Annotated in this window: 14 protein-coding genes; 7 read left to right on the top strand and 7 right to left on the bottom strand. The window is 68.9% G+C overall.

Annotation, left to right across the window (positions count from 1 at the left end):
* Positions 1-218: 218 nt before the first annotated feature.
* The gene (locus V1457_RS27055; RefSeq protein WP_338597788.1) at positions 219-1,820 is read right to left on the bottom strand and encodes a GMC family oxidoreductase N-terminal domain-containing protein; all 1,602 of its coding nucleotides are present in this window, start codon (positions 1,818-1,820) and stop codon (positions 219-221) included.
* Between the two features lie 265 nt (positions 1,821-2,085).
* On the opposite strand from V1457_RS27055, the gene V1457_RS27050 reads away from it, so the two are divergent.
* Positions 2,086-2,919 carry a glycoside hydrolase family protein gene (locus tag V1457_RS27050; protein ID WP_338597787.1) on the top strand — a complete coding sequence of 278 codons (834 nt, stop codon included), beginning with the start codon at positions 2,086-2,088 and terminating at the stop codon, positions 2,917-2,919.
* 14 nt (positions 2,920-2,933) lie between these two features.
* On the opposite strand, the gene V1457_RS27045 is transcribed toward V1457_RS27050, so the two are convergent.
* The 5 genes from V1457_RS27045 to V1457_RS27025 form a co-directional block, all read right to left on the bottom strand.
* The gene (locus V1457_RS27045; protein ID WP_338597785.1) at positions 2,934-4,814 is read right to left on the bottom strand and encodes a S9 family peptidase; all 1,881 of its coding nucleotides are present in this window, start codon (positions 4,812-4,814) and stop codon (positions 2,934-2,936) included.
* A gap of 176 nt (positions 4,815-4,990) precedes the next feature.
* Positions 4,991-6,400: an Nramp family divalent metal transporter gene (locus tag V1457_RS27040; RefSeq protein WP_338597783.1), complete on the bottom strand. Its 1,410-nt coding sequence runs from the start codon at positions 6,398-6,400 to the stop codon at positions 4,991-4,993.
* Positions 6,401-6,474: 74 nt separating this feature from the next.
* Entirely contained in the window at positions 6,475-8,019 is a 1,545-nt protein-coding gene (locus V1457_RS27035) for an altronate dehydratase family protein (protein ID WP_338597781.1), read from the bottom strand.
* A gap of 429 nt (positions 8,020-8,448) precedes the next feature.
* Positions 8,449-8,736, bottom strand: coding sequence for a hypothetical protein (locus V1457_RS27030; RefSeq protein WP_200071630.1), 288 nt, complete (start codon positions 8,734-8,736; stop codon positions 8,449-8,451).
* A 128-nt stretch (positions 8,737-8,864) separates the two neighbouring features.
* Positions 8,865-9,749 (bottom strand): DUF4231 domain-containing protein, encoded by an 885-nt coding sequence (locus V1457_RS27025; protein ID WP_338597780.1) that lies wholly within the window; start codon positions 9,747-9,749, stop codon positions 8,865-8,867.
* Between the two features lie 292 nt (positions 9,750-10,041).
* Between V1457_RS27025 and V1457_RS27020 the strand changes: the two genes are divergently transcribed.
* Positions 10,042-11,481: a hypothetical protein gene (locus tag V1457_RS27020; RefSeq protein ID WP_338597778.1), complete on the top strand. Its 1,440-nt coding sequence runs from the start codon at positions 10,042-10,044 to the stop codon at positions 11,479-11,481.
* A 46-nt stretch (positions 11,482-11,527) separates the two neighbouring features.
* Here V1457_RS27020 and V1457_RS27015 read toward each other — a convergent pair whose 3' ends face one another.
* A complete protein-coding gene (locus V1457_RS27015; protein WP_338597776.1) occupies positions 11,528-12,466 on the bottom strand; it encodes a sugar phosphate isomerase/epimerase family protein in 939 nt (312 codons plus the stop codon).
* Between the two features lie 113 nt (positions 12,467-12,579).
* On the opposite strand from V1457_RS27015, the gene V1457_RS27010 reads away from it, so the two are divergent.
* From V1457_RS27010 to V1457_RS26990, 5 genes are all read left to right on the top strand, one after another.
* A complete protein-coding gene (locus V1457_RS27010; protein ID WP_200071626.1) occupies positions 12,580-13,329 on the top strand; it encodes a GntR family transcriptional regulator in 750 nt (249 codons plus the stop codon).
* A gap of 271 nt (positions 13,330-13,600) precedes the next feature.
* A complete protein-coding gene (locus V1457_RS27005) occupies positions 13,601-14,566 on the top strand; it encodes a tripartite tricarboxylate transporter substrate binding protein (RefSeq protein WP_338597774.1) in 966 nt (321 codons plus the stop codon).
* Positions 14,563-15,102, top strand: coding sequence for a tripartite tricarboxylate transporter TctB family protein (locus tag V1457_RS27000; protein WP_338597772.1), 540 nt, complete (start codon positions 14,563-14,565; stop codon positions 15,100-15,102). The genes V1457_RS27005 and V1457_RS27000 overlap by 4 nt, the downstream gene beginning before the upstream one ends.
* A complete protein-coding gene (locus V1457_RS26995; protein ID WP_338597770.1) occupies positions 15,099-16,613 on the top strand; it encodes a tripartite tricarboxylate transporter permease in 1,515 nt (504 codons plus the stop codon). Before V1457_RS27000 ends, V1457_RS26995 begins: the two co-directional genes overlap by 4 nt.
* Positions 16,610-17,596, top strand: coding sequence for a 4-hydroxythreonine-4-phosphate dehydrogenase PdxA (locus V1457_RS26990; protein ID WP_338597768.1), 987 nt, complete (start codon positions 16,610-16,612; stop codon positions 17,594-17,596). The genes V1457_RS26995 and V1457_RS26990 overlap by 4 nt, the downstream gene beginning before the upstream one ends.
* The last annotated feature ends 7 nt before the right edge of the window (positions 17,597-17,603 follow it).

Genomic DNA, 17,603 nt, shown 5'->3' with positions numbered 1-17,603 from the left:
AAATCACCGGCGGTAACTGGGAGGCAATGAATTTTCCCGTGTTGCTCCGTTGTGCGGTCGTGTTGCTGCGACGAACGGTTGGTCGTGTTCGGGCAGTCGAGGTTCTGCCCGTAGCCGTGCGGATTTCGGACTGCTCTATCCGAGTGTGATGACGCGGTGGACGCCGCCGACCGGGGAACGGCACCAGCCCTCGCCGGCGGTTCCGCAGTCAGCCTTGGTCAGGCGTCTTCGAGGATGTAATCGGCCGCGTGCCAAGCCAACGCCGTGACCGGCCCGTTGAGGTTGCCGGAAACCATGATCGGCAACACCGAGGCGTCCACTACGCGCAGCCCGGCCACACCGCGCACGCGCAGCCGCGAGTCGACCACGTCGTCATCGTTCGGCCCCATCGCGGCGGTCCCGCTCGCGTGGTAACCGCAAGCGCCGCCGAGCAACCCGGCGTCGATGATCTCCCGATCGGTCTGCACGTCGTCCCCGGGCGAGATCTCGTGCTCGATCCGCTGCGCGAGCGGCGCGGTGCCGAACAGCCCGCGAATCACGCGGAAGGCGGCCGCGGAGGTCGTTCGGTCGTGCTCGGTGCTGAAGTACCCCGGATCGATGTCCAGCGGTGCGTCCGGATCCGCCGAGGTGATGCGGACGCCGCCCGCGCTGTCCGGCCGCAGCAGGTAGGCGATGCACACCATCCCCGGCTCCTGCTCGAGCTGAATGCCCTTGCCGGGTTCGGGCGGCAGCATCGAGTACGGCGCGACTTGCAGCTGCGCGTCGGGGCGGGCGAGCTCGGGGCGGGTCTTGAAGAATCCGACGATGTCGAACGACGGCGCGGCCATCGGCCCGCCTCCGGTCGCCTGGTACTCGGTCATTGCCCGCTGCTGGGCCTCCGGCGTGTTCAGCAGCCGGTTGTACCCGATGTCCTCGGCGAGCCGGAACTGCGCGTAGAGCACGCGGTGCTCGCGCATCCGGGCGCCGACGTTCGGGCTTTCCGCGGCGATGCCGACCCCGGCGGCGCGCAGCGTCTCGCGATCACCGATTCCGGAGAGCTGAAGGATCTTCGGCGTGGCGAGCGCGCCGGAGGACAGGATCACCTCGCGGATGGCGCCGTATTCGACGGCCCGCCCGTCCTGCCTGGCTCGCACGCCGCACGCCCGGTCACCGTCGAGCACGACCCGATCGACGTCGGTGCGCAGCGCGACGGTCAGGTTCGGCCGGTTCATGACCGGGTGCAGGAACGCGGTCGCCGCACTGCACCTGCGGCCGTCGCGGATCGTGGCCATCGTGTAGCCGATGCGTTCCTCGTCGGTCTCGTTGAGGTCCCGCGCCCGCTGCCAGCCGAGTCGGGTACCGGCGGTGAGCACGTCCTCGAGCAGCGGGTCACCGCCTTCGGCGGTCGAGAGCTGCAGTGGGCCGCCCGCGCCGCGCGCTTCGGTGGCGCCGAGCGGGTTGTCCTCGATCGTGTTGAAGACCGGCAGCATCTCGTCCCAGCCCCACCCCGGGTTGCCGAGCTCGGCGATCGCGTCGTGGTCGGCGCGGTTGCCGCGGTTGTAGACCATGCCGTTGACCGAGCTGGACCCGCCGAGCGTCTTGCCCCGCACCCAGTGCTCGACCTGCCGGGCCGGTCCGAACGGGCGAGTCGGGTAGTGCCACGCGTTGCTGGGATCGCCGATGAGCTCGGCGAATCCGCGCGGCATGGCGATGAGCGGGTTCGCGTCCTGCTCGCCCGCCTCGATCAGCAGCACGCTGACATCGGGATCGGCGGAGAGGCGGTTGGCGAGCACGCAACCAGCTGTTCCGGCGCCGACGATGATGTAGTCGAACCGCGTCATGGAGGTGCTCCTTCCCGAGGCTGGTGCTCGGCTTCCAGTCCGGCGTGCGCCGAACGCGGGCGAAACCGCTGCGCGGGTGAATCCGGGCGTGGCGCGAAATCCGGGAAAATTCGTGCCGGGACCTGGCGCGTGCGCGTTCCTATGATGCTCTCGAACTTTCCTGGTCGTGCACACCTCGAAGAGGACTCATGCGGAAATCAGCTCGCTTGCTCGCCGGTACCCGCACGTCGTTCGGGCTCGCCGTGGCCTGCCATCGGGGGATTTGATGGTCGCCGGGACGTCGCTGCGGACCGCGCTGGCGGCGGTGGTGGCAGTGCTGCTCGCGCCCTCGGCCGCGGCAGCCGGGCCGGGAACCGTCGAAGATCCCGGCAAGAAGGGTGTCAGCGCGACCGATGTGTCCGGTGTGGACGAAGCGCTCGGCGACGCCGGTACGAGCTGGTTCTACGACTGGTCCGCCGATGAGCAGGGCATCGCAGCACCGGAGGGCACGGAATTCGTCCCGACGATCTGGGGCGCCGATGCGGTCAACCGGCAAGAGCTGGACGAGGCGAAGAATTCGGGCTCGACATTGCTGAGCTTCAACGAGCCGGACATGGCGGAGCAAGCGAACATGTCCGTCGAGCAGGCCCTCGATTTGTGGCCGCAGCTGCAGGAAACCGGGATGCGGCTGGGCGCACCCGCGGTGGCCACCGGTGCCGATCAGGAAGGCGGCTGGCTCGACCGGTTCATGCAGGGCGCGGCCGAACGCGGCTACCGGGTCGATTTCATCCCGCTGCACTGGTACGGCGCGGATTTCTCACCCGCGGCGACCGAGCAGCTGCGCAGCTACGTCCAAGCCGTTCAGGACCGCTACCGGAAACCGGTTTGGCTCACCGAATACGCGCTGATCGATTTCTCCGGCGCGACGCCGCGCTACCCGAGCCAGCAGCAGCAAACCGAGTTCGTCCGGAACTCCACCGCGATGCTCGAAGAACTGCCGTTCGTCGAGCGCTACGCCTGGTTCACGCTCTCCACCGAAACCAGCCCCACCGGCCTCTACGACGGCGTCCGGCCCAACCAGAGCGGCAACGCCTACCGCGAGGCCAGGAACACTGGCTAGTCCCGGCCGGGCGGCTACGCCCGTCCTCCCAGGTGTCGCGCGAGGAAGCGCTCCGCGGCGCGGAACATGGCGATCAGGTTCTCCGGGTTGACGAAGCTGTGGCCTTCGTCGGGGAAGACGAGGTAGTCCACATCGGCCTCGCGGGCGCGCAGCGCGTCGACGATCAGGTCCGATTCGGCTTGCACGACCCGGACGTCGTTGGCGCCCTGCACCACCATCAGCGGGGTGCGGATCTCGGGTATCCGGGTGATCGGGGAGCGGGCGAGCATGTCCGCTTCCTGCTGCGGGTCGCCGGGATCGCCGACGTAGCGGAACCAGTTGGCGATCAGGCCCGGTTTGGCGAATTCCGGCACCGTCCGCATGAAGTTGGCCAGGTTCGAGATGCCGACGTAGTCGATGGCCGCGGCGAACCGGTCCGGGGTGAAGGTGATGCCGACCAGGGAGGCGTAGCCGCCGTAGGAACCGCCGAAGATCGCGACGCGGTCCGGATCGGCGTAACCCCGCTCGACGGCCCAGTCGACGCCGTCGATCAGGTCGTCGTGCATCGCGCCCGCGAATTCCCCGATCGCGGCCCGCATGTGGGCCTTGCCGAAGCCGGTCGAGCCGCGGAAGTTCACCTGCAGCACGGCATAGCCGCGATTGGCCAGCAACTGCACGGCTTTGTCGCACCCCCACGAGTCCCGCGTCCACGGTCCACCGTGGACCATCAGGACCATCGGCAGTCCGGAGGGCTCGATCCCGACCGGCAGCGTCAGATAGGACGGCAGCGCCAGCCCGTCGCGCGCGGTGATCGTGACCGGGTGCATCGCGGCCAGCGAATCCGGGTCGAGGTGCGGGTAGGGGCGGAACAGCAGCCGGCATTCACCGGTGGCGTGGTCGTAGAACCAGGTCACACCGGGATCGCGGTCGCGGGTGAAGGAAACGATCCAGCGCAGGCCGTTCTCGTCCGAGGAGACCTCCGCGAGATCGCCATCGGAGAGCGGTTCGAGGTTCTTGAGCACCTCGGCGAAATCCGGATCGAAGGCGTGGATCACCTGGCGCTCGCCGAGATAGCGCGCGCCCAGCAGCTCGCCGGTGCCCCGTTGCCGGATCAGCGGCGAGGGCAGGGTCGGGAAGACGAACGCGCGCGTGTCGAGGTCGAAGGTCGGGTGGCTGTCGACCTCGGCCTCGGCGCCGGTGGCCAGGTCGAGCCGGACCAGGCGGGTCCGGTCGGTTCCCCGGTTGGATCCGATCCATGCCGCGGTTCCGTCCGGAGTGATCTCGAACGGGCAGACGCCCAACGGGTAGTCGTCGCCGTCGAAGGTCGTGATCCGGTGCGGTTGAGCGGTTTCACCGTCCCAGCGGGACAACTCGATGTCGCCGTCGGCGGTGTAGCGCAGTGCGAACAACTCGCGGCCCGCGGTGAGCCAGGACGCGACGTCGCCGGGATTCCGCGCCAGCAGCGTGAGCTCGCCGGTGGCGATGTCGAGTTCGTGCAGGTCGAATTCGGCGGCGTTGCGGGCGTTCAGGTGCAGGACGGCTTTCCCGGGACGCGCGGCGGGCTGTTCCAGCGCCAGGGTTCGCACGCCGGGAAACGGGGTCATGTCGACGGCCGGGGCGTCCGGGTCGTGCAGATCCACCCGGTGCACGTGCCAGTTCTCGTCGCCGCCCTCGTCCTGGGTGTAGAGCAGCCAGCGCGGTTCGTTCGTCCACTGGTAGCTGAGCACGCTGCGGGAATCGTCAGCGGTGACGCAGCGGGGTTGAGCACCGGAGTCGAGGTCTTGGACCCACACGTTGAGCCGGTCCCGCCACGGCGCCAAGTAGGCGATCCTCGTTCCGTCCGGCGAAATCGATGCGCCGGCACGTTCCGGTTGGCCGAAGAAGTCCTCGACCGGCCGCAGATCCGGCAGTGCCATGTCGTTCCTCTCGTTCGGTGACGCGCGGTGAGCCGTGCTCCACGAAAAGCCGTGCCGCTGCGGCACACTCAAGTGCGCGCAGCGTGATCTGCGGCACCTTTCGCGGTTTTGCACGGCCGTTGGCGTCTCCGGCCGGGAGGAGGGGACCGTGGAGCGAGCGGTTCGGACCGGGGTGCTCAGCCGAACTCGACGCCGACGGTGGTCAGCAGCGTGTAGACGCCGAGCAGTCCGATCGCCGCGCTGCTGATCACCAGGGCCGCGTTGAACGCGCGGCTTCCGCGCAGCCGCGGGTCGGTTTCGGTGTTGCGCAGGTACCACACCGCGACCACGACACCGACCAGGAACAGCGCTCCGGAGATCCCGCCGACCTGGACCATGACCACCGGTTCGGACAGCAGCAGGTAGGCCGCGCTCCAGGTGATCGGCAGGGCGACGGTGAAGATCCGCAGCCACCTCGTCCGGGCCCGCTGGTCCGTCCAGTCCAGCACGCCGAGCAGGGCCAGCGTGTTGGTCCACACTCGAGCCCAGGAGGGCAGCGAGGCCCACAGCGTCGAGCCGAGCACCGCGATCGCGCCGATCAGGAACAGCACGCCTGCCCAGTTTCCAAGGGTGTCGGTGTACATCCTGGACAGCGTGGTGAGCATCCCGTTGCCCTCGGGAACGAGGCCCTGCGGGTGCAGCACGGCCGCGCCCATGACGAAGAAGGCCAGCGTCGCCAGCGTGTAGACGACCCACGACAGCAGCGCGTCCCGGTACATCACCCGGATCCAGCCGTTGGCCCGCTTCGTGCGGGCATCGCTGCCGTCGGCCGGACCGGTCCAGCGCGCGTAGCCCTTCTCCAGGCACCAGTACTGGTAGGCGATGATCTCGTCGGACCCGATGCCGGTGATGCCGAACGCGGCGATCGCGACGCCCACCACCCCGGGCGGAATGCCGAATGAGAGTCCACTGAGGACATCCGAGGTCCCGTAGGCGAACGGCGTGAACGGCAACCCGGCGGCGATCACCACGGTGATCACCACGAAGATCGCGACCAGCGCGGCCGCACCCCGTTCGATCAGGGAGTAGTGGTTGGAGTAGAGCAGGACGATGGTCGCGGCGGCCAGCGCCACCGTCCACACCGCGAGCGAAGTCGTCCCCAGTGGATCGCCGCCCACCGGCGCCAGGATGCTGCACGCCGTGGCGGTCGCGCCGATGACGCCGCCCAGCTGGATCAGCTTGGCCACCGCCATGATCAGCCACAGCACGGTGATCCACCCGATCCGCCCGATCCGGGGCGCGACCTTGTTGCACCCGGTCATCACCGGCTGGCCGGTGGAGATCGTCCAGCGGGCGAGCTCGATCTGCACGGCGACCTTGACGAACGTGCTCACGATGATCAGCCACAGGATCGCGAATCCGGCCTCGGCGCCCAGCGCCGTGGTCGCGATCAGCTCGCCGGAGCCGACCACCGAGGCGCTCACGATCAACCCGGGACCGAAGAAGCGCAGGCTCGCCCGCCAGGTCCGGGGCGGTTCCCGGATCTCGTCGGCGGTCAGCGCGTAAGGATCTCGTTGCGTGTCAGGCGATTCCGCGTAGGTGGACATCACGAGCCTCCAGGCAGGGGAGAGGCGCCCGAGCCGGCGAGTGGCCTATTCCGCCGCTCAGCGGGATTCCGGTTTCACATGACGGTGCCGAGGTGCCACGGGACGAATTCCTCCTCGCCGTAGTCGAATTCCTCGCTCTTGGTGCGTTCGCCGGAGGCGACCCGCACCACGTGCTCGAAGATCTCGTCCCCGAGTTCGTCGATGGTGGTCGCGCCGTCGACGACGCCTCCGCAGTTGACGTCCATGTCTTCGCGCATGTGCTCGTACAGCGGGGTGTTCGTGGCGAGTTTGAGGCTCGGCACCGGGGTGCAGCCGAAGGCCGACCCGCGGCCGGTGGTGAAGCAGACGACGTTCGCGCCGCCCGCGACGATCCCGGTCACCGACACCGGGTCGTAGCCGGGCGTGTCCATGAAGACGAAACCGCGGCTGGTCACCGCAGCGGCGTAATCCACGACGTCCCGCAGCGTGGTGGTCCCGCCCTTCGCCACGGCACCGAGCGACTTCTCGAGGATCGTGGTGAGACCGCCCGCCTTGTTCCCGGGGGACGGGTTGTTGTCCATCGAGCCGCCGTTCCTCGCGGTGTAGTCCTGCCACCAAGCGATCTTGTCGAGCAGCTTCTCGCCGACCGCGCGGCTTTCGGCGCGACGGACCAGCATGTGCTCGGTGCCGTAGATTTCCGGTGTCTCACCGACGATTCCGGTGCCGCCCTGCGCGACGAGCCGGTCTACTGCCGCACCGAGCCCGGGATTGGCGGTGATACCGGAGTACGAGTCCGATCCGCCGCAGTTGGTGCCTAGCACCAGCTCGCTCACCGGCACGGTGCTGCGCCCCGCCTTGTTCGCCTCCGGCAGCATTTCGGTGAGCCGCGCGACGCCTTCGCGCACCGTTTTCGCGGTGCCGCCCAGTTCTTGGATCGTGGTGGTGACCACGGGCAGGTCCGCCCGCAGCGGCACGTCCCGGGTCAGCTGCACGATCTGGTTGTCCTCGCACCCGAGCCCCAGCACGAGGAATCCGGCGAAGTTGGGGTGGGTGAGGTAGCCGCGCATCACCCGCCGCAGCACCTCGATCCCTTCGCCGCCCGGCGCCATTCCGCATCCGGTGCCGTGGGTCAGCGCCACCACGCCGTCGACGTTGTCGAAGTCCTCGAGCGCTCCGGAGAACCGCACCTGCTGCGCGATCCGCTTGGCCGCGGTGGCCGAGCAGTTGACGCTGGTGAGCACGCCCAGGTAGTTGCGGGTGCCGACGCGCCCGTCCGAACGCACGTAGCCCTGGAAGGTGGTGCGTCGCGGCTCGGGGACCACGTCTTCCGCGCGCGCTTCGGCGGCGAACTCGTAATGCCGCTCGAACTCCCGGTATTCGAGGTTGTGCAGGTGGACGTGCTCGCCGGGCCGGATGTCGACCGCCGCGAAGCCGATCACCTGCCCGTAGCGGCGCACGGGCTCGCCAGCCGCGACCGAACGCACCGCGATCTTGTGCCCGCGCCGGACCTCCTCGCGGACGCTGATCAGCTGTCCACCTGCGCGGACTTCGAGTCCCTCGGCCAGATCGGACCCGGCGATCGCGACGTGGTCGGACTCGTGCAAGTGGACGACCGTCGGAGCTTCCGCTGTGGCAGCCATCGGCACTCCGTATTTCCACGGTACAGGGGTATTTCCGGAGGTATAGAGCCTTTTCGGAGGTACAGGCCTTTTCGGAGGTACAGGGGTCTTCCGGATCGGATGGGTGTCCCGCGATGTCGCCCGCTGTTCGGGGCGTCCGGGCTGTTCGGAGGTTCCGGGGTGGGTGGCGCTTCCCGGGCCGGAGCGGCGTTCCGGGTCTGTGTAGGCTGTGTCACGACCGGGTCGATCCGGAAACGCTAAGGTGGCGGCGACCGGGTGTCAACGTACCGAGCGGATTCTCCGCGCGGCCGAACGAGATCCGGGCTTCGCCTGCGCTTCTGCCCTGGCCGCGGAAGCGGTCACTTCCGGTCCACATCGGACACTGGAAGATCGCCGACGGGCGAGCATCCGACGGGTACGGCGCACCCGCCGCGTTACCGCTGTGGGCGGTTACCCGCCGCCGATTCCGTAGCGGATGAAGAACTCGTGCTCCACGTCCGGAGCGTTCAGGACGGAGCCGGGAACGGAATGGTCGGGCTGCTCGCCGCTGGTGTCGGCCAGCGGCACGTGCGGCGGCAACCCGGTCACGCGGACACGCTTGCCTGCGAGCTCGCAGTACTCGACCGGCGGGTCACCGGTCAGCTCGGCCACTTCGCGCTCGGCCTGCGCCGCGCAGACGGTGCAGGTCCCGTCCGCGTCGGCCGAAGCGCTGTCGCGGCCGCATTCCTGGCATCGCATGTTCTTACCGTAACCACTCCGTCGCGGCGCTGTCAGCGAAACCGCACGATATGGGCGTGCGGTAGGCATTCGTCCGCGCGCCCGATGGGACCGCCGGAGCGCGCTGCTGACTCGCCGCGCTGGAACGATCACCGCGCCCTGTTGGCGTGCCACATGGTGTGTTCGCGGCTGATCGCCGTTTCGGCGTCGACCACGGCGTCGGACCATTCCTGCTCGTCTAGGTCGTGCGAGAGCTGGTCGCGGACCGCCGCGAGTTCGTGCGAAGCCAGCACGTAAGCGGTCGCGGTCGAGTTGTGCTGGCGGGTGGAGTTCCACGCGGCCAGCGCCGAGACCAGTGCCGCCACGATTCCGGCGAGGTCGAAGTCGACGAGGCCGAAGGCCTTGGCCAGCGCGCCCGCGATACCCGCCACTTCCATGATCAACGTCAGGGTCCAGAAGATCCGCGCGCGCCGGTGGTGGTAAACCGCCTTGTCGGCGTACCAGTCCTGCTGGTCGCGCACCCGGAAGGTCAGGTACGCCTCCTTGCGCGCGGCCAGCGGGGCACTTCGCATCGCGCGCATCCGTTCGCTGATCGCCGGAGCCGTGCTCGGCTGCGGCGGAACCTCCGGCATGTTGCGTTGCAGGGCGCGGATGCGCTCGACGAACTCCTCGTCGGCCCGCTCGCCGTTGAACGGAGCGGCGGCCGCGACGTAGCGCCAGGTCAGGGTTTTCAGCGACTCCGCGAGAGCACGGCCTTCGTACCAGAGCTTGTCCGGCCGGTTCCCGGCCACGGCCAGCTCCACGGCCATCACGCCGATGAAGGCGAGTGCGGTCCCCACCGCGTACAGCTCGATCTCGGTGCCGACGGGAAGTTCGAACGCGGCGAAGACGGCAGCCGCGACGGTGAGCACCAGCCGGGCTCGAACGGCGCGCAGATAGCTGCGTTGCTGTGCCACCGAGACGGCATCCGCCGCCTGGAACAGCCCCGGGTAGTCCTGGGGTGCCAACGACTGCAACCGATCGGTGCTCGACATCCACGCTCCGCACATTGGGGAAGATTCAGTCGATCTCGCGGCGGGCGCGTTCGGAAAGCCGCCATTCGGGTGTAATCTGCAGCGCTGCGGATTTCGGCGGCGGTGTTCGCGCGCGAATATGCATAACGGCCGCTGGTGTGCGCCGAATTGTCGGGTTCATTGCGCCGACGTAATCGCGGTGATGGGCCCGGAGCCACCTGCAACATCGTCGGTCGATACTCTTCGGCCTCCACCGGCGGTGTGCGACGGATCCATAGAGACGGCGACGACGAAATCCGACGATAGGACGGAAATGGCAGAACGGGACCCTTCCCAATCGCCTGCTGCGCTCGAGCGGTCTCTACAACGTGGCAGACGGCTGGACAGGTGGGGCTCGGTCGCAGTGCTGGCGGGCGCTGTGTGCCTGCTGGCAGATTTCCAGCACGACTCGATCTGGCTGGGCGCACTGGAGTTTGTGGTCGGCTTCGCCTTGGTCGGTGTCGGAGTGTGGGCGCTGGTGCGCGGTCGCCGGCACTTGACGCCGGTGGTGCCCGGCCTTCGGTTCTTGCCCGCGGACGCGCGGGTCGTGCTGTATCTCCGGTCGTTCTCCGATGATCGAGGCTTCGCGCGGATGGGGGGAACGCGGATTCGCGACGTGTTGCAGTGGCCGCCGACACTGGCCGATCTCCGCACGGAGGAGCAGCAGGTCGCCCGCGGGGTCGCGGCGTTCGGCCGGATGGTCGCGCTCGGCAAGCCCTCGGATCAGCTACCGCAACCCGGTGCCGAGCGCAGCTACGTCGCCGACGAGCAGTGGCAGGACGAAGTGCTCACCGGGCTCGACCGGGCCGGCCTGGTCCTGCTGGCCGCCGGTCCGGGGAAGGGCCTGGAATGGGAAGTCGATCAGGTGGTGCGGCGTGATCCGGCTCGGCTGGTGATCCTCGTCAGCCGGGACCGGTCGCAGTACGCGCAGTTCCGGGAATCAGTGCACCAGTACTTTCCGAAAGGATTGCCGGACTATCCGCAGCCGCGGGCGCGGCACCGCCTGTTCCGGGGCCGGTACGTCCGTGCCGCGATCTGGTTCGATCCGGACTGGACACCGCACCTGGAAATGCTCGACGGCAAATATCCGCTCAGCGGCGCCGCCACCCGGACGCAGCACGCCTTGCCGCTCGCGTTGCGGCCGGTTTACGAACGGGCCGGTGTGCCGGTACCGCGCAAGAACAGGCCGACCAAGCCGCGGCCGAAGGAGGTGGTGCTGGGCGTTGTGCTGTTCGCTCTCCCGCTGCCCGCTCTCGTAGTGACGTTCTGCGTCCTTTTTTACAGCGCGGCCCTCGGGGTGGTGAAGTTCTTGGTCGGCCCCGGCGGTTCCAGCGGCGGAGGCGGCACCTACACCAGCAGTGGCCTGCTCGCGACCGGCAATCCCACCCTCGACTTCCTGATCATAACCCTGTTGGTCCTGCTGATCTGGCCGTTACCGGTGGCCTTGTGGATGCGCCGGGTTTTGCGCGGCGGGCCGGTGGCCATTCTGATGCTGCAAGTGGCCGGTATTTCGCAGGGAATCGCGCTGCTGGTGTCCGCGATACCGTTGGGAATTTTCTTTCTGATAGCCGGTGGTCTCGCGAGCTTGACGTTCGGTGTCGCGCCGCTCTGGCTCGGGATCAACACATTCGTGGTCAATCTCGCCGCCCCGCCCATCGCCACGCTCCTTTTCCTTCGCCGCGACGTTCGAGAATGGGCCGAATCGCGAACGTGACGGGCAACGAAAGGTTGCCGGTGTCGCACCGAGAGGAGCGCGACGTTCAGGTGGCGGCCAGCTTCACGGCCAATACCCGGCGCAGGTAATCCCGGTTGCGGGCGGAGACGCCGAGGCCGTCGCCGCCGTAGTGCTCGGTGCAGATCGGGCCGTCGAAACCGGCTTCCAGCGCGAGTTCCAGCGCTTTGCGGTAGTCGATGACGCCGCTTTCGACCGGGGCCGGTGAGGTGGCGTAAGCCCCGGTCGCGGGGTCGTGGTCGCGGTAGTAGTTCTTGATCTGCCAGTAGTTGGTGTAGGGCAGGGTCGGCACCAGCAGCTCCTCCCAGTGCGGCATCGGACGGTGCAGCCGCACCAGGTTGCCGATGTCCGGGTTGAGCCCGACGTTCGCCAGGCCGATGTCGCGCACCAGCCGGACCGCGCTTTCCGGCGTGCCGAGGAAGGTGTCCTCGTACATCTCCAGCGACAGCGCCACACCCCGGCCCGCGGCGCGCTGACCTGCGGCGCGGAACCGCCGCACGGCCAGTTCCCAAGCGCGTTCGTCCGCCGGGTCGTCGCCAGCGCCCGGCTGGTGCCAGAACCAGACCGCGGCGCGCTGCGCATCGGTCAGCGGCCGGTGCAGCCCGGCGCAGACCACTCCGGCGCCCAGCTCGGCCGCGGCGTCGATGCTGCGCAGCAGGTAGTCGAAGTTGGCGGCCCCGGTGTCCGGGTCGAGCACGCTGCGCCGGGTCACCGACAGCGCGGAGACGGCCAGCCGGCTTTCCTGCAGCGTGCGGGCGAACTCCTGGCGGCGCTGCGGGCTCAGGTCGGCCGGGCGCAGCCAGCTGTCGGTGAGGTCGAGGTGCTCGAACCCCTCGGCGGCGACCTCGCGCAGCACTCGTCCCCACTGCTGCGCGGGCAGATCCTGCACGGAGCGGCCGTCGCGGGTGGTGCCCGGGAATTGCAGGAGCGCGGCGCCGATCGGCCAGTCCTGAGCGGTGTGCGGCATGGTCCTCCGGCCTCGTGCGGGGAAAGCGTCGATCCAGATCCAACACCATATAGGATCTATGTTGGGCCCGGTAGGCTCGGCGAGTGCAGCCGTTTCGCTAGGATTCGGGTGCGATGACCAGTGATGACAACCGCGCGGCGGCCGTGCGCCCGCCCGCCCGCAAGCAGCCTGTGGTGGCGCGGCGCGCGCTGCGCGACGGCGTCTACGACGCGATCTTGGAGAAGCTGCTGGACGGCTCCACGCCGCCGGGCAGCTCGCTGGGCATCGACCCGCTGGCGCGTGAGCTGGAGGTCTCGCCGACTCCGGTGCGCGAAGCGCTGGTGCAGTTGGAGCACACCGGCCTGGTCTCGCGGGTGGCGCTGAAGGGCTATCGCGTCGCCGAGCCGATGACCGACGAGCAGCTGGCCGAGCTGTTCGACATGCGCAGCGTGCTGGAGACCGCCGCGGTCGAACGGGCCGCGGCCAACGCCGACGACCTCGTTCCGGAACTGCGGGTCGCGCACGCCCAGCACGTGCTGTGCGCGCACCGGGTGCGCAAGCTGCGCGGGCCGGGTGAGGAATCCGGTGCGGGGCCGGGCGATTTCGCGGATCTGCGCGAGTACTTCGCCGCGGACTGGGAGTTCCACCGCACGATCATCCGCGCTGCGGGCAACCGATTCCTGCTGCAGAGCGCGGACTCGCTGAGCGCGCACGTGCACCGGCTGCGCCAGACGGCCGACCGCGGCACGATCGACATCGATCAGGCCGTCGACGAGCACGCCGCGATCCTCGCCGCCTTCGAGTCCGGCGATCCGGAGCAGCCGAAGATCGCGATGCGCGAGCACCTGGCCGCGGTCGCCGGGCGGTCCCGCGCGGGCGGCTGAGCCGCAGGCACCCAGCGCTGGTCAAGCGGCGGGTCCGCGCTTTCGTCGGCCGGGGCTCAACTCCGGTCGGCGCGCGCCGGCGCATGAGCGGAGGCCGGCGGGCTTCGGCAGCGGTCCGCCCGGGCCGCTTCGGCCGTTTCCCTTGCCGCGGCTCTTGCCAAGAACCGCACGTGCACCTTAGCTTGCTCGCACATATCCAATAGGATCTCGGATCTGCGGCTCCGCATCATGCAGTCGCTGCGAGGTCCGTGCGGGACAGAAGGCTCTGACGATGAGGTCATCCCTGCGCTTGGCACTGGCGTTGGCCGGCGCCGTTTCGCTCGTCTCGGGGTGCTCGACGCTGAACGCGCGCCCCGCCGTCCCCGACGACTGGACTCCGCGCGGGTCGGTCTCCGCAGTGGTCGCGTTCGCGCCCGGCGGCGGCAGCGACCGGTCGGCGCGCGTGCTCGCGCAGGGGCTCAACGAGCTCGACGCGGGTTTCAACGTCAACGTCGAGAACAAGGAGGGCGGTTCCGGCGCGGTCGGGTGGGCGACCTTCCTGGCCGAGGAGGGCAACGGCAACGCGCTGCTGGTCGCCGAGACCGCGCTGAACACCCTGCCGCTGGTCTACGACGTGCCGTTCACCTATCGCGACTTCACCCCGCTGGTGATGTTCGCCGAGGACTCGCGCATCGTCGTCGCCCGCAAGGACACCCCGTACAACAGCTGCTCCGAGCTGGTGACCGCCGCCGGAAGCCGGTCCGTCAAGACCGGTTCCAGCGGCAAAACGGGAGCGGATGCCTTGGTCGTGGCGGAGTTCGAGCGCAACGGCGGGAAGTTCCCCGTCGTGCCCTACGGCTCCACCGGTGAAGTGATCACCGGGTTGCTCGGCGGGCAGATCGAGGCCGCTCCGGCCAGCGCTTCCTCGGCGAAGCCGTACTTGGAAAGCGGTGACCTCAAGGCGCTGTGCACGCTGAGCGGCGAGCGTTACGACGACCCCGTGCTCGGCTCGCTGCCCACTGCGCGGGAGCAGGGCCTCGACGCGCAAGTGACGATGTGGCGCGGGATTTTCGCTCCGGGCGGGATCGACGAGGTGCAGCGGGAGTACTGGATCGACGCGATCCACCGGGCGATGCGGTCGCAGGCTTATCGCGACTACCTGGCCGAGGACCTGCTCATTCCGGCGGATCTCGCGGGCGCGGACTTCGCCCGCTACCTCGACGAGTACGACCGGCGGATGCGCGAGGTGTTCCGATGAGCGACGTGCAGGACGTGCAGGCCCGGGGACGTCGTCCGGTGCTCGCCGCGCACCTCGTGCTCGCGGCGGTCGGTGCCGCGTTCTTCCTGGGATCGTTCGCCTATCCCTGGACCAATCCGGAGGACGGCACGATCGGCGCGGCGGTTTTGCCCCGCACGGCGGGGTTTCTGCTGCTGATCGTGGGACTCGGCCTGTGCAGGCAGGAGTTGCGGTCGGGTTCGGTGCTGGAAGGTGACGGCCACGTCGCGGCGGAAGCAGCGCATGATTCCGCGCAGCTGCGCGAAATTCGCCGCAAGCTGGTGTTGGTCACGGCCGGGATGTTCGCCGCAGCACTGCTGATTCCATTCCTCGGAATGCTGCCCGCGTTGGCATTGCTGACGTTGTTCCTGACCAAGTTCGTCGAGCGGTTGCGCTGGCGGACCTCGCTGGCGGCTGCGGTGGGCGTGCTCGCGGTCTCCTACGTGCTGTTCATCGTGGTGCTGCGGGTGCCGTTGCCGTTCGGCCTGCTGGATCCCAGCGTCTGGAGCGCGTCGTGATCGAGCACATCATCACCGGCTTCGGTGCGGCGCTGAGCGCGGAGAACCTGTTGTGGTGCTTCGTCGGCGTGCTGCTGGGCACGATCGTCGGCATCCTGCCGGGGCTGGGTTCGGCGACCGGGGTGGCGATCCTGATTCCGGTCACGCTGACCTTCGACCCGCTGACCGCGCTGATCATGCTCGCCGGGATCTACCACGGTTCGCAGTTCGGCGCGACGATCACCGCGATCCTGATCGCCACGCCGGGCGAGGCGTCCTCGGTGGTGTCCACTCTGGACGGCTATCGGATGGCGCGGCTGGGACGCGCCGGTCCGGCGCTGGCGATCTCCGCGCTCGGTGCGTTCGTGTCCGCGATGGTGTCGCTGGTGGCGCTCGCGGCCGTGGCGCCGGTGTTCGCCCGGCTGGCGCTGGACTTCGGGCCGCCGGAGATGCTGGCGGTGATGATCCTCGGGTTGTGCACCATCGTGGTGTTCTCGGGAAGAAACCTGTTGCTGGGCACCGGATTGGGCCTGGTCGGCGTGCTGATCGCCTGCATCGGCGTCGATGTCGGCTCCGGCACGCCCCGCTACACCTTCGGGCAGGTGCAGCTTTTCGGCGGGGTGCCCTACGTGGAGGTGATGATCGGCCTGTTCGCCATCGGTGAGCTGCTCAACCAGCTGCACATCGGCATGGCCGAGCCGATCCGCACCCGCTTCCGCGACCTGCTGCTGACCCGCGAGGACTTGCGCCGCGCCACTCCGGCCACGGCGCGCGGCACGGTGGTGGGATTCCTGCTCGGCTGCCTGCCCGGAGCCGGTACGACGCTGGCCTCGTTCATGGCGTACGGCGCGGAGAAGCGATTTTCCCGCAATCGCAAGAAACTCGGCACCGGCGCCATCGAAGGGGTGGTCGCTCCCGACGCCGCGACGAACGCCGCCTCCAACGCGAACTTCGTGCCAACGCTGGTTCTCGGCGTCCCTGGCGGTGCCACGACCGCGGTCTTGCTGGGTGCTTTCCTGATCTACGGCATCCAGCCGGGGCCGTTGTTGTTCGAGAACCAGCCGGTGCTGATCTGGGGCTTGCTGGCCTCGTTCTTCATCGGCAACCTGATCCTGCTGCTGTTGAACCTGCCGCTGGCGCCGGTGTTCGCGCAGCTGCTGCGGGTGCCGTACTCGATCCTGTATCCGCTGATCATCGTCACCAGCCTGGTCGGCGCGTACTCGGTGAAGAACAACATGCTCAGCGTGTGGATCGTGCTCGTGTTCGGCCTGGTCGGCTACGCCATGAAACGGCTGGGGATGCCGGTGGCGCCGCTGGTGCTCGGGCTGGTCATCGGACCGCTGTTCGAGAAGGCGCTGGTGCAGACCTCAGCGCTCGGTGAAGGGGACGTGCTCTCGCAGATCGCGGGCAGCGGCACCGCGCTGCTGGTGCTCGCCGTGGCCGCCGCGCTCGCACTCGGACCGGCGTTGACGCGGGCGTTGCGCGGGCGCGCGCCCGCGAGCGCCGAACAACAGGAGGAGAAGCAACCATGACCGCTGCCAGGCCGCGCGTCGCGGTGACCCTCGGAGATCCGGCCGGGATCGGTCCCGAGCTGATCGCCCGCCTGCTCGCCGATCCGGAAACCACCGCGGCCGCGGACATCGTGCTGATCTCCGACGAGGACGAGCTGAAGGTGGCAGGTGCGGATTCCGGCGCGCCCATCGCCTTCGCCACCGAGCCGGCCGACGGCTTGCCGCTGCTGCACGACAACGGCTCCGCCCGGCCGGTGCCGCGGTTCCGGCGCCGCGAGTCCACTGCGGAGGGTGGTCGCTGGGCGCTGGCGAACCTGCGCAGCGCTCTGGACATGGCCGGTCGCGGGGAGGTCGACGCGATCCTCTTCGCCCCGCTGAACAAGACTTCGCTGCACCTGGCGGGAATGACCGAGAACGACGAGCTGCGTTGGTTCGAGAAGGTGCTCGGCGTCGAGGGGTTCACCTCGGAGCTGAACGTGCTGCCCGGACTGTGGACCGCGCGGGTCACTTCGCACGTGTCGATCGGACAGGTCGCCGAAGGCGTCACTCGCGAAAACGTGGTGTCCGCGGGGCGGTTGCTGCACGAGGTACTGCTGGAGTCCAGTGTGGACGAGCCGCGGATCGGGGTGTGCGCGCTGAACCCGCACGCGGGCGAAGGCGGCAAGTTCGGCCGCCATGAGATCGAGATCATCGGGCCGGCGGTCGAAGACCTGGCGGGGGAGGGGATCGACGTCCGCGGCCCCTTCCCATCGGACACGATCTTCTTGCGTGCCAAGGAATTCGACGGAATCCTGACGATGTACCACGACCAGGGCCAGATCGCGATGAAGCTGCTCGGCTTCGACGGCGGGGTGACCATCGCGGGCGGCCTGCCGGTGCCGATCTGCACTCCGGCGCACGGCACGGCGTTCGACGTGGTCGGCGAAGGCGTGGCCAACACCGGATCGGTGCGCAACGCCTTCGACCTCGCGGTGCGGATCGGCGGCCGCAGGCGCGTCGGCTGACTCCGGA

The sequence above is a fragment of the Saccharopolyspora sp. SCSIO 74807 genome (assembly GCF_037023755.1).
Taxonomy (GTDB): Bacteria; Actinomycetota; Actinomycetes; order Mycobacteriales; family Pseudonocardiaceae; genus Saccharopolyspora_C; species Saccharopolyspora_C galaxeae.
This window is presented reverse-complemented; position numbering and strand designations above follow the sequence as displayed.

Bases quoted from the DNA above. Each gene is read 5' to 3' on its own strand.
- V1457_RS27055 (WP_338597788.1), bottom strand. From the start codon at position 1,820: ATGACGCGGTTCGACTACATCATCGTCGGCGCCGGAACAGCTGGTTGC.
- V1457_RS27050 (WP_338597787.1), top strand. From the start codon at position 2,086: ATGGTCGCCGGGACGTCGCTGCGGACCGCGCTGGCGGCGGTGGTGGCA.
- V1457_RS27045 (WP_338597785.1), bottom strand. From the start codon at position 4,814: ATGGCACTGCCGGATCTGCGGCCGGTCGAGGACTTCTTCGGCCAACCG.
- V1457_RS27040 (WP_338597783.1), bottom strand. From the start codon at position 6,400: ATGTCCACCTACGCGGAATCGCCTGACACGCAACGAGATCCTTACGCG.
- V1457_RS27035 (WP_338597781.1), bottom strand. From the start codon at position 8,019: ATGGCTGCCACAGCGGAAGCTCCGACGGTCGTCCACTTGCACGAGTCC.
- V1457_RS27030 (WP_200071630.1), bottom strand. From the start codon at position 8,736: ATGCGATGCCAGGAATGCGGCCGCGACAGCGCTTCGGCCGACGCGGAC.
- V1457_RS27025 (WP_338597780.1), bottom strand. From the start codon at position 9,749: ATGTCGAGCACCGATCGGTTGCAGTCGTTGGCACCCCAGGACTACCCG.
- V1457_RS27020 (WP_338597778.1), top strand. From the start codon at position 10,042: ATGGCAGAACGGGACCCTTCCCAATCGCCTGCTGCGCTCGAGCGGTCT.
- V1457_RS27015 (WP_338597776.1), bottom strand. From the start codon at position 12,466: ATGCCGCACACCGCTCAGGACTGGCCGATCGGCGCCGCGCTCCTGCAA.
- V1457_RS27010 (WP_200071626.1), top strand. From the start codon at position 12,580: ATGACCAGTGATGACAACCGCGCGGCGGCCGTGCGCCCGCCCGCCCGC.
- V1457_RS27005 (WP_338597774.1), top strand. From the start codon at position 13,601: ATGAGGTCATCCCTGCGCTTGGCACTGGCGTTGGCCGGCGCCGTTTCG.
- V1457_RS27000 (WP_338597772.1), top strand. From the start codon at position 14,563: ATGAGCGACGTGCAGGACGTGCAGGCCCGGGGACGTCGTCCGGTGCTC.
- V1457_RS26990 (WP_338597768.1), top strand. From the start codon at position 16,610: ATGACCGCTGCCAGGCCGCGCGTCGCGGTGACCCTCGGAGATCCGGCC.